Here is a 13606-nt window from a genome sequence, read left to right as displayed (position 1 = left end):
GTTGTTGCCTGCCGTTTCCGGCCCGCACGCCTCCGCGCCGGGAAACCTAGGTTGAGGCGTCCTTCTCGATTTCCTCGGCGAGGTCATCCACGGCCTCGGGGCGCAGCCTGATGCCGGCCTCGTCGAAGCGTTCCTCGAGCACGTGGCTTACGTCGTCATGGACGTGGCCCAGCCGGATCTCGTCACGGATCTCGTCCGCGATGCTCTCCGCCGTCTCCACGCCGTCAACCTCCTCCGCGCCATCGTCGCCAGAAGGGGCACCTGCGGTTTCAGCTCCGGTGTCAGTCATACTTCATCGTGGCCGGTTGCGCGGGAGCGGTCAACAGCCGTGCCTAGCCCTTGATCTCCACCTTGACGAAGTCCTCCCGGTGGAACATCCGGCGCTCATGCCAGCCGTCCAGGACCACCCAGATGATGGAGCCGTCCGGCGTGATCCCGTCCACCACGCCGCAGCCGATGGCCTGCCCGTCCCGCGAGAGGCGCACCGGCTGGCCCGCGGGCAGCGCGTTCCAGGACACCCGGCGCCAGCTGTGTGGTTCGCTCGGTTTCATCGCGCCTACCGCAGGACCACGGTCCGGTTGCCCAGCAGGAGGATCCTGCCCTCGCAGTGCCAGCGGACGGCGTTCCGGAGTGCCACGCATTCCGCGTCCCGGCCCACGGCCACCAGGTCATCGGCCGTGTACGTGTGGTCCACCTCGATGACCTGCTGGGAGATGATCGGTCCCTCATCCAGCTCGGCGTTGACGTAGTGCGCCGTTGCACCCACCGTCTTCACGCCGCGCTCGTACGCCTGATGGTAGGGCTTGGCACCCTTGAAACTCGGCAGGAACGAGTGGTGGATGTTGATGGTTTTGCCCGCGAGCCTGGCCGAGAGCTCGTCGCTGAGCACCTGCATGTACCGCGCCAGTACCACCAGTTCCACCTCGAACTCGTCCACGAGCTCCAGGAGCCGGGCTTCGGCGTCGGCCTTGGTGTCCTTGGTGACCGGCACGTGGAAGAACGGGATGCCGTGCCACTGGACCAGGCCCTCCTGCTCGTGGTGGTTGGACACGACCGCGACGATCTCCACCGGGATGTCCCCGGTGCGTGCGCGGAACAGCAGGTCGTTGAGGCAGTGGCCCATCTTGGACACCATCACCAGCACGCGGCGTTTCCGGCCGTGCGGCTCCAGCTGCCAGTTCATTTGCCACTTCTCCGCAACGGGTGTGAAGCCGCGGCGCAGGTCAGGGGTGCTCTGCCGGTCCTGCGCTGACGCGAAGTGCACGCGCATGAAGAAGTGCCCCTGCGCCTTGTCCCCGTACTGTTTGATGTCGATGATGTCGCAGCCCTGCTGCAGCAGGAATTCCGAAACCGCGTGCACAATCCCCGGGGACTCCACGCAATCAACCGTCAGGACGTGCTCGACGGCGGTAGCCGGCTCCTGCGCCAAGGCACCAGCGGCGGGGGTTGGCAGGGTCGTTTCCACGGTTGTACTCACTTTTTGGCTCCATCGAGGTCGTGGCCAATGGCCGAAGCTTCGGTATCCAGGTCCTGCGCCAGCTCGGACTTGAACGTGGCGTACCGGGCCAGGTGTGCGGGGCGGCGGCGCAGCACCAGCCAGGCGGCACCAAGGACGAGGAACCACACCGGCGTGACGAGCAGCGCCAGCAGGGTGTCCGGCTGTGTGGTCAGGGCCCAGAGGACGAAGGCGAAGAACGCGAACACCACCCACACCATGGGCACCCCGCCGGGCATCCGGTACTTGGACACCTCGTGCAGGTGGGAGCGCCGGCGCCGGAATGCCAGGTAGCTGGCCAGGATGATGGACCAGACAAACACGAAGCAGACGGCGGATACAGTGGTGACCATTTCGAACGCCTTGCCGATGTCCTGGCCCGCGTACATCAGGATGACGCCGGAAAGCAGCAGGACGCAGGAGAGGAACAGCGCGTTCTGCGGCACCTTGCGGGCGGACAGGTGGCGGAAGACCGACGGCGCGTCCCCCTCCTGTGCCAGGCCGTAGACCATGCGGGAGGTGGAGTAGATGCCGGAGTTGGCCGAGGACATGGCCGAGCTGAGCACCACCAGGTTCACCACGGTGGCGGCGGCGCCGAGGCCGGCCAGGGAGAACATGGCGATGAACGGGCTGTGGCCTGCCTGGAACTGGGTCCACGGGGTGACGGACATCAGGATGATCAGGGCGCCCACGTAGAAGAGCAGCACGCGGATGGGAATGGAGTTGATGGCGCGCGGCAGGTTCTTCTCCGGGTCCTTCGCCTCGGCGGCGGTGGTGCCCACCAGCTCAATGCCCACGAACGCGAACACGGCAATCTGGAAGCCGGCCACAAAACCCATGAACTCGTTCGGGAACATCCCGCCATGGCTCCACAAGTTCGTGAAGGTGGCAGGGCCGGCGTCGGACTGGAAGCCCGTGAAGATCATGAACATGCCCACGATGATCAGCGCCGCGATGGCAATGATCTTGATCAGCGCGAACCAGAACTCGGTCTCGCCGAAGGCCTTCACCGTCACCAGGTTCAGGAGCAGGAGGATAGCCACAGTGGCCAGGCCCGGGATCCACAGCGGCAGGCCCGGCCAGAGTTCCTTGGAATAGCCGGCAATAGCGATCACGTCGGCTATGCCGGTGATCACCCAGCAGAACCAGTAGGTCCAGCCGGTGAAGAAGCCCGCCCAGGGCCCCAGGAGGTCCGCCGCGAAGTCGCTGAAGGACTTGTAGTTCAGGTTGCTCAGCAGCAGTTCGCCCATGGCACGCATAACGAAGAACAGCATGAAGCCGATGATCATGTAGACGAAAACGACGGAGGGTCCGGCAGCGGAGATGGTTTTGCCCGAGCCCATGAACAGGCCGGTGCCGATGGCGCCGCCAATGGCGATCAGCTGGATGTGCCTGTTGGTGAGCTGCCGCTCGAGATGCGGCTCCTGGTGGTTTGTCACGGGCTTAGTTGTCACGTGCTGCTCCTCGAATCAAAGCTGTCTGGAGTGCGGAAGGGGAAGCCTGTTCGGGCCCGGCGGGCAGGGAATCCAGGCTGTTGAAGCTGTAGAGGTGGATGCCGGCGATGGTGCCGGGCGTGTTTTCGAGCCCGGCCACCATGGAGTCCGGGGAGTACCGGTCGCCGCTGAGGAGTTTGCGGGCCAGCGGGCCTTTGCGGCTGAGGAATTTCAGGGAACTTCCGACGCCGATCTGCGTGGCGAGTGCCACCAGCTTGGTCCGCGGGACGGACCCCGCGACGCCCGCCCAAAGGGGCAGGTGGACGCCTTCGCGGCGCAGGAGGGCGGCGTAGTCTTGGATTTTTTCGGCGGAGAAGCACATCTGCGTGACCATGTGTGAGGCGAGGTGCTGCTTGGCCAGCAGCCCGTCCAGCAGGTCCAGGGGGCTGACCAAGGGGTGGCCCTCCGGGTAGCCGGCCACGCCCACGCGCATCATTCCGCCGGTGTACTGGGCGATGTCTTCAAGGACCGGAAGCGCCGAGTCGTACGTGCCGGCGGGCTGCTTCCGGTCTCCCCCAATGACGAAGACTTCACGGATTCCGGCAGCATCGCAGCCGCGGATGATCTCGGTGAGCTCCGCGCGGCTGCGGATGCCCCGGGCGGCGAGGTGCGGGATCACCTGGTAGCCGGCGTCGCTCAGTTCCACGGCGGTGCGCATGGTCCGCTCGATGCCGTGGTGCGGCAGGCAGGTGACGCTGAGCGGCGTGGCCGCGGACACCCGGGCCCGAACCTGCTCAACGATTCCCTCGGAAGGGATGATTTCGATTCTGACGGGGAACATCATTGGTCCTGTCTTTGCTTCGGGTGTGGGGGCTTCAGCGCTGGCTGTTCCGCCTCAAGCAGTGTTGGCCAGCAGGGAGCTTGCTTCCTGGCGGGTGCTGCCGGAGGACTCGATGTGGGCGAGTTCGGCGGGGATTTCCCAGCCTTTCTTCCGCATCGCGGTGGCCCAGAGCCGGCCGGCGCGGTAGGAGGAACGGACCAGCGGCCCGGACATGACACCCAGGAAGCCGATCTCGGTGGCCTCGTCCTGGAGGTCCACGAATTCCTGGGGCTTGACCCAGCGGTCCACCGGCAGGTGCCGCTCGGACGGGCGCAGGTACTGGGTGATGGTGATCAGGTCGCAGCCGGCCTTATGCAGGTCCCGCAGGGCCTCGGAGATCTCCTCGCGTGTCTCGCCCATGCCCAGGATCAGGTTGGACTTGGTCACCATGCCCAGGTTCCGGCCCTGCGTGATCACATCCAGTGACCGCTCGTACCGGAACGCCGGCCGGATCCGCTTGAAGATCCGCGGCACGGTCTCAACGTTGTGCGCGAACACCTCGGGCTTCGAATCGCAGATCGCGGCGATGTGCTCGGGTTTGCCGGAGAAATCCGGGATCAGCAGTTCCACCCCGGTGCCGGGGTTCAGTTCGTGGATCTTCCGGACCGTCTCGGCGTACAGCCACACCCCCTCGTCCTCGAGGTCGTCGCGGGCCACACCGGTGACGGTGGCGTAGCGCAGCTGCATCGCCTGCACCGAGCGGGCCACCTTGGTGGGCTCGAACCTGTCCACCGGGGAGGGCTTGCCGGTATCGATCTGGCAAAAATCACAGCGCCGGGTGCACTCGGACCCGCCAATCAGGAACGTGGCTTCCTTGTCCTCCCAGCACTCGAAGATATTGGGGCAGCCGGCTTCCTCACACACCGTGTGCAGGCCTTCCTTCTTCACCAGGTTCTTGAGCTGGACGAACTCCGGGCCCATCTGGACCTTCGCCTTGATCCACTCCGGCTTACGCTCCACCGGAACAGCAGAATTACGCTGTTCAACGCGCAAAAGCTTCCGGCCTTCAGGTGCCAATGTCATGTCTGTACTTCCTTTAGCATTCGACGACGTTGACGGCGAGGCCGCCCATGGCCGTTTCCTTGTATTTGGAGCTCATGTCCTTGCCGGTCTCACGCATGGTCACGATGACTTCGTCGAGGGAGACCCGGTGCGAGCCGTCGCCCCAGAGCGCCATCTTCGCGGCGTTGATCGCCTTCGCCGCCGCGATCGCGTTCCGCTCGATGCACGGGACCTGCACCAGCCCGCCGATCGGGTCACACGTCAGGCCCAGGTTGTGCTCCATCGCGATCTCCGCGGCGTTCTCCACCTGTTGGGGTGTCCCGCCCATCACCTCAGCCAGGCCCGCAGCGGCCATCGACGACGCCGACCCGACCTCGCCCTGGCAGCCCACCTCAGCCCCCGAGATCGACGCCTGCTCCTTATAGAGCACCCCGACGGCGGCGGCGGCGAGCAGGAAACGCACCACAACGTCGTCGCGGTCCTGCTGGGAGGCGTTCTCCATCCCCGGGGCGAAATGCAGCGCGTAATACAGTACCGCCGGGATGATCCCTGCCGCCCCGTTGGTCGGCGCCGTGACCACCCGGCCGCCGGAGGCGTTCTCCTCATTCACGGCCAGGGCGATCAAGTTAACCCACTCCTGCCAATACTTCGGGTCATGGAACTCGGTGTCCGCGCCTTCACCGTCCTGGTCTTCGCCGGCGGGCCGGGCGCTTTCCTTCCGCAACCGGTCATACCAGTCAGGCGCCCGCCGTCGGACCTTCAACCCGCCCGGCAGCACCCCCTCACGCTTCAGGGACGTCGCCACACACCCCTCCATCACCGAGTAAATATGCAGCAACCCCTCCCGGATCTCCTCCGGAGTGCGGCTGTCCTCCTCGTTGACCCGCATCACGTCACTGATCCCCAAACCGGTCTCCCGGCAGTGCGCCAGCAGCTCCGCGGCGGTCCGGAACGGCAGCGGCAGTTCCTTCTTGGAGTCCTCCAACTCCTGCAGCGCCGCGTCCTCCTCACCCTCACGGACAATGAACCCGCCACCCACCGAGAAAAACGTCGCCGTGTGCAAGACCGTGCCGCCGGCGTCCGAGACCGTAAACGTCATCCCGTTGGTGTGCCTGGGCAGGACGGTTAACGGCCGCAGCACCATGTCCTTCACCCCATACGGCAACGCCACCGCCCCGGCCAGCTGCAGCATCCCGGTCTCCGCGATCGCCGCCAGCCGCTCCTCCACCTCATCGGGCAGGATCAGCTCCGGATGGAACCCTTCCAGCCCCAACAAAATGGCCGTCATCGTCCCGTGCCCGTGACCCGTCGCAGCGAGTGACCCGTACAGGTCCACCCGCAACGCCGCCACCTCCGCCAGCAAGCCGGAACCCTTCAGCTCCTCCGCAAACACAGCAGCAGCCCGCATCGGCCCCACAGTATGAGAAGACGAAGGACCGATCCCAATGCTAAAGAGGTCAAAGACTCCAACAGCCATGCGCGTGCTTCCTTACTGATCGAAAAGACAGGAGTTTTTGTCCAGATACGCAGACTTAAACGCCCCCGAACCCGGCATATCTGGACAAAAACTCCAGAGATTAGGCGAGGTTTGCGACGCCCGGGTACAGGGGGTGGGCCTTCGCCAACTCCTCGACGCGGTGCCGCAGCCCGGAAAGGTCTGTGCCGGCGTCGGCCGTCAATGCCTCGGCGATGATGTCCGCGACCTCGCGGAAGGCAGCCTCACCGAACCCGCGGGTGGCCAGGGCGGGGGTGCCGATGCGCAGGCCGGAGGTGACCATGGGCGGGCGCGGATCGAAGGGTACGGCGTTGCGGTTGACGGTGATGTCGATTTCCGCGAGCCGGTCCTCGGCCTGCTGGCCGTCCAGCTCACAGTTGCGCAGGTCCACCAGCACCAGGTGCACGTCGGTGCCGCCGGAGACCACGCTGATCCCCTTGGCGGTGACGTCCGGCTGGACCAGCTGTTCGGCCAGGATCCTGGCACCGGCCAGTACGCGTTCCTGGCGCTCCTTGAACTCGGCGGACGCCGCGATCTTGAACGCCACGGCCTTGCCCGCAATGACATGCTCCAGCGGGCCGCCCTGTTGGCCCGGGAATACGGCCGAGTTGATCTTCTTGGCGATGTCGGCGTCGTTCGTCAGGATGATGCCGCCGCGCGGACCGGCGAGGGTCTTGTGCGTGGTGGACGTGGTGACGTGGGCGTGCGGGACCGGTGACGGGTGCAGCCCGGCGGCAACCAGTCCGGCGAAGTGTGCCATGTCCACCATGAGGTAGGCGCCCACGGAGTCGGCGATCCGGCGGAACTCGGCGAAGTCCAGCTGGCGGGCGTAGGCGGACCAGCCTGCCACAATCAGCGCCGGCTTGGTTTCCTGTGCCAGGCGCTCCACCTCGGCCATGTCCACGGTGTGCGTGTCCTCGCGGACACCGTAAGGCACCACGTTGTAGAGCTTGCCGGAGAAGTTGATCTTCATCCCGTGCGTAAGGTGTCCGCCGTGGGCAAGGTTCAGGCCCATGATGGTGTCGCCCGGCTTGATCAGCGCGTGCATCACCGAGGCGTTGGCCTGTGCGCCGGAGTGCGGCTGCACGTTGGCGAACTCGGCGCCGAAGAGCGCCTTGATCCGGTCGATGGCGAGTTGCTCCACGACATCCACGTGCTCGCAGCCGCCGTAGTAGCGCTTGCCCGGGTAGCCCTCGGCGTACTTATTGGTGAGCACCGAGCCCTGCGCCTGCATCACGGCCACGGCGGTGTGGTTCTCGGAGGCGATCATCTCTAGGCCGTCGCGCTGGCGGGTCAGCTCGTCGTCGATCTTTGCGGCGATCTCCGGGTCCAGGGCGGAGAGGTCCGCGTCCAGGGACGGGGAGGCCACCTGCTCGAAGGCGGTGGTTGCGGTCATGCCCGCGGCGCTCACAGCTCGCCGCCGTTGGCGGAAGCGTATTCCTCGGCAGACATCAGGGGGCCTTCTTCGGTGACGGCCACCTTGAAGAGCCAGCCGGCGCCGTAGGGATCGTTGTTGATCAGGGCGGGGTCGGAAACCACTTCATCGTTGATCTCCACAACTTCGCCCGTGACGGGGGCGTAAAGATCGGAGACGGACTTGGTGGATTCGACCTCGCCGCAGGTCTCCCCCGCGGTCACCGTGGAGCCGACCTCGGGCAGGTCTACGTACACGATGTCGCCCAGGGCTTCGGCGGCCACGGCGGAGATGCCGATGTTGGCAGGTCCGGATCCGTCAGCAGCAACCCATTCGTGCTCGGCGGAGTACTTCAGTTCAGCAACAACTTTTGCCATGGTGTGTTTCCTTAAGTTTGTGTGTGAAAAGTGAGAGAGCGTCCGGTCAAACCGCACATCAAGTGAGAGAGCGTCCGGAGAAAACCCGCGTTAAGTGATAGAGCGTCCGGATAAAACCGACATCTAGTGAGAGAGCGTCGGAGGCGGCAACAGTGGCGATGGGGCTGGCATCCGGCAGCGTGCGTCAAAGCGACGAAGGAGCAGCACGCAGAGGATGTCAGCCCCAGCGTCACCCGGGAGCTACTTCTGGCGCTTGTAGAACGGGAGGGCTACTACTTCGAAGGGCTCGGGCTTGCCGCGGAGATCGATGTCCAGGGCGGTGCCGGGTTCGGCGTGTTCGACGTCGACATAGGCCAGGGCGATCGGGTAGCCAAGGGTGGGTGAAGGCTGGCCGGAGGTCACCTCGCCCACGACGACGCCGTCCTTCAGGACCGGGTAGTGGCTGCGGCCGGCGCGGCGACCCAGGCCCTTGAGTCCCACCAGCCTGCGGCCGGAAGTGGAGCCGGCACCCAATTCCTTGAGCTCGGCCAGCACGGCCTTGCCAACAAAGTCGGACTCCTTCTTGAGCGAGACAACCGGGCCCAGTCCTGCGGCGTACGGGTTGCCCTCGCGGGAGAGTTCGTTGCCGTACAGCGGCATGCCGGCCTCCAGGCGCAGCGAGTCGCGGCAGGCCAGTCCGGCGGGGATGAGCCCGTGGCCAGCGCCGGCCTCCAGCAGCGCGTCCCACAAACCGGCAGCGTCCTCGTTGGGGATGTAGATCTCGAAGCCGTCCTCGCCCGTGTAGCCGGTGCGTGCCAGCAGCAGGTCCTGGACAGTGCCGTTGACGGTAATCCCTACCTCAACCGCCGCGTAATACTTCAGCTCCGTCACCAGCGAGTGCTGCTCCGCGGGAACCAGGGTCAGCAGGATGGCCTCGGCATTGGGTCCCTGGACCGCGATCAGTGAGGTCTGCGCGGAGACGTCGTCAACAACAACGTCGAAGCTGGCAGCCCGCTCGGCGAGTGCGGCGGCAACCACTGCAGCGTTGCCGGCGTTGGGGACCACCAGGTACTTGTCTTCGCTCCGGCGGTAGGAGATGAGGTCATCGATGATGCCGCCGTCTTCCTGGCAGATCAGGGAGTACTTGGCCTTGCCAACTGCGACGGCGGACAGCTTGCCTGCCAGGGCGTAGTCCAGGAAGGCTGCGGCGTCCGGGCCGGTGACCCAGACTTCGCCCATGTGGGAGAGGTCGAACAGGCCGGCGGCGTTCCGCACGGCATGGTGCTCGGCCAGCTCAGAGCTGTACTTCAGGGGCATCTGCCAGCCACCGAAGTCGGTGAACGAGGCGCCGGCAATTTTGTGCTGCTCGTAGAGCGCTGTGTAGTTCTCAGTCATCGGAAAGTCCTTAGTTCTCAAAGGCGGTGTTGTCCTCGAACGCGTCGAGAGGCGGGCAGGAGCAGACCAGGTTGCGGTCCCCCGCGGCGCCGTCGATCCGGCCCACCGGCGGGAAGTATTTGTCCTGCCGAAGGGAGGACACGGGGAAGGCTGCCTGCTCACGCGGGTACGTCCGGTCCCAGTCGGAAGAGACGACGGCGGCGGCTGTGTGGGGTGCGTTGCGCAGCGGGGACTTCTCCACAGTGAAGTCGCCGGCGGCAACCTGGTCGATTTCCTTGCGGATAGTGACCATGGCTTCGATGAAGCGGTCGATTTCCGCGAGGTCCTCGGACTCGGTGGGCTCCACCATCAGCGTGCCGGCTACCGGGAAGGACAGGGTGGGGGCGTGGAAGCCGAAGTCGATGAGGCGCTTGGCCACGTCTTCAGCGGTGACGCCGGTGCGGGCGGTCAGCTCGCGCAGGTCCAGGATGCACTCGTGCGCCACCAGGCCGGTCTCACCGGTGTAGAGGACCGGGAAGTGCTCGTCCAGGCGTGCAGCCACGTAGTTCGCCGCCAGCAAGGCGGACTTGGTGGCCTCGGTGAGGCCCTCGCCGCCCATCAGCTTCACGTAGGCCCAGGAAATGGGGAGCACGCCGGCGGAGCCGAAACGGGAAGCGGAAATCGCAACGCCGTGCCCGGCTTCATGGGCCGCCTTGTTGGCGTCGCCCGGCATGAACGGAGCCAGGTGCGCCCTGGCAGCAACGGGTCCGACGCCGGGTCCCCCACCGCCGTGCGGGATGCAGAAGGTCTTGTGCAGGTTCAGGTGCGAGACATCGCCGCCGAACTTGCCAGGCTGCGCCAAGCCCACCAGTGCATTGAGGTTCGCGCCGTCAACGTACACCTGCCCCCCGGCGGCGTGGATCGCGTCGCAGACCTCGCGGACGTCGGCGTCGTACACACCGTGCGTGGACGGGTAGGTGATCATGATGGCCGAGAGGACATCCTTGTGGGCCTCGATCTTGGCTGCGAGGTCGGCGTGATCGATGGTGCCGTCTGCGGCGGTAGCCACCACAACAACCTTCATGCCGGCCAGGACTGCGGACGCAGCGTTGGTGCCGTGCGCCGAGGCGGGGATCAGGCAGACGTTGCGCTGCTGGTCGCCGCGGGAGTGGTGGTAGCCGCGGATCGCCAGCAGGCCGGCCAGTTCGCCCTGGGAGCCGGCGTTCGGCTGGATGGACACCTGGTCGTACCCGGTGATCTCGGCCAGGTCGGCCTCCAGGCCGGAAATCAGTTCGCGCCAGCCGGCGGTCTGGGAGTCCGGGGCGAATGGGTGGATGGATGCGAATTCCGGCCAGGAGATGGCTTCCATCTCAGCCGTGGCGTTCAGCTTCATGGTGCAGGAACCCAGCGGGATCATGGTGCGGTCCAGCGCCAGGTCGCGGTCGGAGAGGCGGCGGATATAGCGCAGGAGCTGGGTTTCGGAGCGGTGGGTGTTGAACACCGGGTGCTGCAGGTATGTGGAGGTGCGCAGCACCGGCTCCGGCAGCTCAAAGCCCTCACCGGACACAACCGGGCCGGCGCCAAAGGCCACCGCCACCGCGGAGAGGACCTCCGGCGTCGTGGTTTCATCAACGGACACGCCAACCGTGTCCGCGTCGATGAGGCGCAGGTTGATGCCGCGGGCCTCGGCGGCGGTAATCACCTTGGCGGCCTTGCCGGGGACGCGGACGGTGATGGTGTCGAAGAAGGTGTCGCTGACCAGTTCGCGGCCGGCACGCTTCAGCGTCGCGGCCAGGGAGCGGGCGTTGTTGTGGACGGTTTCGGCGATCGCCTTCAGGCCGTCGGGGCCGTGGTAGACGGCGTAGAAGGACGAGACGATAGCCAGCAGGGCCTGCGCGGTGCAGATGTTGGACGTGGCCTTTTCGCGGCGGATGTGCTGCTCGCGGGTCTGCAGGGCCAGGCGGTAGGCGGGGACGCCGGCGTTGTCCTTGGACACACCCACGATGCGGCCCGGCAAGGTGCGCTCCATGCCGTCGCGGACGGCCATGTAGGCGGCGTGCGGCCCCCCAAAGAACAACGGCACGCCAAAGCGCTGGGTGGAGCCGACGGCGATGTCCGCGCCCTGCTCGCCCGGCGGGGTGATGAGGGTGAGGGCCAGGAGGTCGGCGGCGACGGTGACCAGTGCGCCGCGTTCCTTGGCCCCGGCGATGACGGCTGACTGGTCCCAGACCTGGCCGGAGACGCCGGGCTGCTGCAGGACTACGCCGTTGATGTCGCCCTCGGGCAGCCCGGCGGTGAGGTCGGCGATTTCCACCTCGAAACCGAGGGCCTCGGCGCGGCCCAGGACAATGGCGATGGTCTGCGGGAGGAGGTCGGCGTCGAGGACGGTCTTGCCGTCCTTCGCGGTCTTGGACTTGTTCGCGCGGCGCATCAAAAGCACGGCTTCGGCGACGGCGGTGGCTTCATCCAGCAGGGACGCGTTGGCCACCGGGAGTGCGGTGAGGTCCTGGACCATGGTCTGGAAGTTGAGCAGCGCCTCGAGCCGGCCCTGGGAAATCTCGGGCTGGTACGGGGTGTAGGCGGTGTACCAGGCGGGGGCTTCGAGGATGTTGCGGCGGATCACCGGCGGGGTCACGGTGTCGTAGTAGCCCTGGCCGATCATCTGCACGGCCATCTTGTTCTTGCCGGCCAGCTTGCGCAGTTCGGTGAGGACCTGGACTTCGCTGAGGGCGCTCTCAAGGGTGAGCGGCTTGTCCTGGCGGATGGAATCCGGGACCGCGCTGTCAACGAGGCCATCGAGGGTGTCGTAACCGACGGCCTTGAGCATGGTGTCGATATCGGACTGGCGGCGCGCGCCGATATGGCGGTCCGCGAAGGTGGTGGGGGACGACTGAACCGTCATGAGGGGAACTCCATAATTCAGGTGGCGTAGGGTGCCACTTTGATTCGGGTTCCTCCCCGCTCTGTATTGGACCTGAGAGTTTTGCATTGCCCTGCTGTTCAGCGGGGCGCCACTTGCACCGTCGGTGAGCCCGGTTGCCCGGACTGCTTTCCAGAGTTGCCTTGCCGCGGCGGTACGTGGGCCTGAGAGATTCCTGGGGAGGATTTGCTCCTACGGCGCCTGCAGAACGTACCGGCAGGACTCTCCCGCCGCAGATCATAAGCGTGTGCCACTGGTGGGTGACACGACTCACACCATACCAAGATCCGTGGCGGGATCCAAACTTCGGGCCCCCTAAGGCGACCTACGACGCCGGGACGCGCCGCCGTCGCCATCCCTTTGTCACTGTTCCCGGCCGCTGGCTTTCCGGCCGATGTTGTACCCGGCCCAGAAGGCGAGCAGCAGCAGGCCCACGACGGCGATTGCCAGGCCAGCTTGCGTTCCCGGGCTGAGGAAGGCCATGCCTGAGCCGGAGAAGGGCTGGTTGCTCAGCGGCGCGTAGGCGAACCAGCCAATGTAGGTGTTCCTGTTGAGCCAGGCCACCGCGCACCCCGCAAGCAGGATGGCGAACCCGGCCAGGGGCAGGACGGCACCCGGCATCCGGGCCGGTTTCCGCGGCCCACGTTCTTCAGAGCTGTCTTCTTCAGGCGTGCTGTCTTCTTCAGGCGTGCTGTTGTCCCCCATGCAGGCGAGTCTAGCCGGGCTTCCAAGGACGGGATTAGGCTGGGCGCATGTTGACCCTCGGCAGCACCGTCCTCGGCGTCAATGACGTTGCCCGCGCCACCGCTTTCTGGCACGCAGCCCTGGGCTACGTCCCGCGTGAACCCGGTGACGAGACCTGGATCATCCTGGTTCCGGCGTCGGGCCCGGGCGCGCAACTGGCACTGATGTTGAGCGAAACGCCTGCCCAGGACCACCCGCGCATCCACCTGGATTTGTATGCGGACAACCAGGAGGCAGAGGTGGAACGGCTGATCTCGCTCGGGGCCTCCCGCGTCGCCTGGGACCTCTACCCGGAAGACCCGGATTTCGTTGTGCTCGCAGACCCCGACGGTAACCGTTTCTGCGTTGTCGCCCATAACCCGCAGTAGCCCTGGTCTGCAGGTTCGGCCGGGGCCGGACGCTAGGCCGGGTGCCGCGGCGCTCCCAAGGATGCCGGACGACGGCGGAACCTCCCGCCGTCGTCCGCTTCCGTCCGGGAACAAGCCGGCCGGGC

At 66.1% G+C, this 13606-nt stretch carries 13 protein-coding genes and 1 riboswitch; of the genes, 1 reads left to right on the top strand and 12 read right to left on the bottom strand.

Annotated elements, in window-relative coordinates:
- Nucleotides 1–46: 46 nt before the first annotated feature.
- The 12 genes from ACIQF4_RS08440 to ACIQF4_RS08385 form a co-directional block, all read right to left on the bottom strand.
- Nucleotides 47–289, bottom strand: a complete 243-nt coding sequence (locus tag ACIQF4_RS08440; RefSeq protein ID WP_400517728.1) for a hypothetical protein — start codon at nucleotides 287–289, stop codon at nucleotides 47–49.
- 43 nt (nucleotides 290–332) lie between these two features.
- Nucleotides 333–551, bottom strand: a complete 219-nt coding sequence (locus ACIQF4_RS08435) for a hypothetical protein (RefSeq protein ID WP_400517730.1) — start codon at nucleotides 549–551, stop codon at nucleotides 333–335.
- Nucleotides 552–556: 5 nt separating this feature from the next.
- A complete protein-coding gene (gene purU / locus ACIQF4_RS08430) occupies nucleotides 557–1453 on the bottom strand; it encodes a formyltetrahydrofolate deformylase (RefSeq protein ID WP_400517755.1) in 897 nt (298 codons plus the stop codon).
- 20 nt (nucleotides 1454–1473) lie between these two features.
- The gene (cycA, locus tag ACIQF4_RS08425) at nucleotides 1474–2949 is read right to left on the bottom strand and encodes a D-serine/D-alanine/glycine transporter (protein WP_400517732.1); all 1476 of its coding nucleotides are present in this window, start codon (nucleotides 2947–2949) and stop codon (nucleotides 1474–1476) included.
- Nucleotides 2939–3772, bottom strand: a complete 834-nt coding sequence (locus ACIQF4_RS08420) for a methylenetetrahydrofolate reductase (protein ID WP_400517733.1) — start codon at nucleotides 3770–3772, stop codon at nucleotides 2939–2941. Before ACIQF4_RS08420 ends, cycA begins: the two co-directional genes overlap by 11 nt.
- A 51-nt stretch (nucleotides 3773–3823) precedes the next feature.
- Entirely contained in the window at nucleotides 3824–4831 is a 1008-nt protein-coding gene (gene lipA / locus ACIQF4_RS08415; RefSeq protein WP_400517734.1) for a lipoyl synthase, read from the bottom strand.
- A 13-nt stretch (nucleotides 4832–4844) separates the two neighbouring features.
- Nucleotides 4845–6287: an L-serine ammonia-lyase gene (locus tag ACIQF4_RS08410; RefSeq protein ID WP_400517735.1), complete on the bottom strand. Its 1443-nt coding sequence runs from the start codon at nucleotides 6285–6287 to the stop codon at nucleotides 4845–4847.
- A gap of 100 nt (nucleotides 6288–6387) precedes the next feature.
- Nucleotides 6388–7701 carry a serine hydroxymethyltransferase gene (gene glyA / locus ACIQF4_RS08405; RefSeq protein ID WP_400517736.1) on the bottom strand — a complete coding sequence of 438 codons (1314 nt, stop codon included), beginning with the start codon at nucleotides 7699–7701 and terminating at the stop codon, nucleotides 6388–6390.
- 11 nt (nucleotides 7702–7712) lie between these two features.
- Nucleotides 7713–8096, bottom strand: coding sequence for a glycine cleavage system protein GcvH (gene gcvH, locus ACIQF4_RS08400; protein WP_013602416.1), 384 nt, complete (start codon nucleotides 8094–8096; stop codon nucleotides 7713–7715).
- 240 nt (nucleotides 8097–8336) lie between these two features.
- The gene (gcvT, locus tag ACIQF4_RS08395) at nucleotides 8337–9470 is read right to left on the bottom strand and encodes a glycine cleavage system aminomethyltransferase GcvT (protein ID WP_400517739.1); all 1134 of its coding nucleotides are present in this window, start codon (nucleotides 9468–9470) and stop codon (nucleotides 8337–8339) included.
- Between the two features lie 10 nt (nucleotides 9471–9480).
- Nucleotides 9481–12351 (bottom strand): aminomethyl-transferring glycine dehydrogenase, encoded by a 2871-nt coding sequence (gcvP, locus tag ACIQF4_RS08390; RefSeq protein WP_400517740.1) that lies wholly within the window; start codon nucleotides 12349–12351, stop codon nucleotides 9481–9483.
- Nucleotides 12352–12511: 160 nt separating this feature from the next.
- Nucleotides 12512–12609: riboswitch (glycine riboswitch) on the bottom strand.
- Between the two features lie 123 nt (nucleotides 12610–12732).
- On the bottom strand, nucleotides 12733–13074 hold the full coding sequence (locus ACIQF4_RS08385; RefSeq protein WP_400517741.1) for a hypothetical protein: 342 nt from the start codon (nucleotides 13072–13074) through the stop codon (nucleotides 12733–12735).
- 47 nt (nucleotides 13075–13121) lie between these two features.
- Between ACIQF4_RS08385 and ACIQF4_RS08380 the strand changes: the two genes are divergently transcribed.
- Nucleotides 13122–13481 carry a VOC family protein gene (locus ACIQF4_RS08380; RefSeq protein WP_400517742.1) on the top strand — a complete coding sequence of 120 codons (360 nt, stop codon included), beginning with the start codon at nucleotides 13122–13124 and terminating at the stop codon, nucleotides 13479–13481.
- The last annotated feature ends 125 nt before the right edge of the window (nucleotides 13482–13606 follow it).

The sequence above is a fragment of the Pseudarthrobacter sp. NPDC092202 genome, from assembly GCF_044755505.1.
In the GTDB taxonomy this organism is placed as follows: Bacteria; Actinomycetota; Actinomycetes; order Actinomycetales; family Micrococcaceae; genus Arthrobacter.
The sequence above is the reverse complement of the archived record's forward strand: the minus strand, read 5'-3'. Positions and strand labels throughout refer to the sequence as shown.

What these genes read in the sequence shown, in the direction of transcription:
- ACIQF4_RS08435 (WP_400517730.1), bottom strand. Translation starts at nt 551, where the DNA reads ATGAAACCGAGCGAACCACACAGCTGGCGCCGGGTGTCCTGGAACGCG.
- ACIQF4_RS08420 (WP_400517733.1), bottom strand. Translation starts at nt 3,772, where the DNA reads ATGATGTTCCCCGTCAGAATCGAAATCATCCCTTCCGAGGGAATCGTT.
- ACIQF4_RS08410 (WP_400517735.1), bottom strand. Translation starts at nt 6,287, where the DNA reads ATGGCTGTTGGAGTCTTTGACCTCTTTAGCATTGGGATCGGTCCTTCG.
- gcvP (WP_400517740.1), bottom strand. Translation starts at nt 12,351, where the DNA reads ATGACGGTTCAGTCGTCCCCCACCACCTTCGCGGACCGCCATATCGGC.
- ACIQF4_RS08385 (WP_400517741.1), bottom strand. Translation starts at nt 13,074, where the DNA reads ATGGGGGACAACAGCACGCCTGAAGAAGACAGCACGCCTGAAGAAGAC.
- lipA (WP_400517734.1), bottom strand. Translation starts at nt 4,831, where the DNA reads ATGACATTGGCACCTGAAGGCCGGAAGCTTTTGCGCGTTGAACAGCGT.
- gcvT (WP_400517739.1), bottom strand. Translation starts at nt 9,470, where the DNA reads ATGACTGAGAACTACACAGCGCTCTACGAGCAGCACAAAATTGCCGGC.
- ACIQF4_RS08440 (WP_400517728.1), bottom strand. Translation starts at nt 289, where the DNA reads ATGACTGACACCGGAGCTGAAACCGCAGGTGCCCCTTCTGGCGACGAT.
- gcvH (WP_013602416.1), bottom strand. Translation starts at nt 8,096, where the DNA reads ATGGCAAAAGTTGTTGCTGAACTGAAGTACTCCGCCGAGCACGAATGG.
- glyA (WP_400517736.1), bottom strand. Translation starts at nt 7,701, where the DNA reads ATGACCGCAACCACCGCCTTCGAGCAGGTGGCCTCCCCGTCCCTGGAC.
- ACIQF4_RS08380 (WP_400517742.1), top strand. Translation starts at nt 13,122, where the DNA reads ATGTTGACCCTCGGCAGCACCGTCCTCGGCGTCAATGACGTTGCCCGC.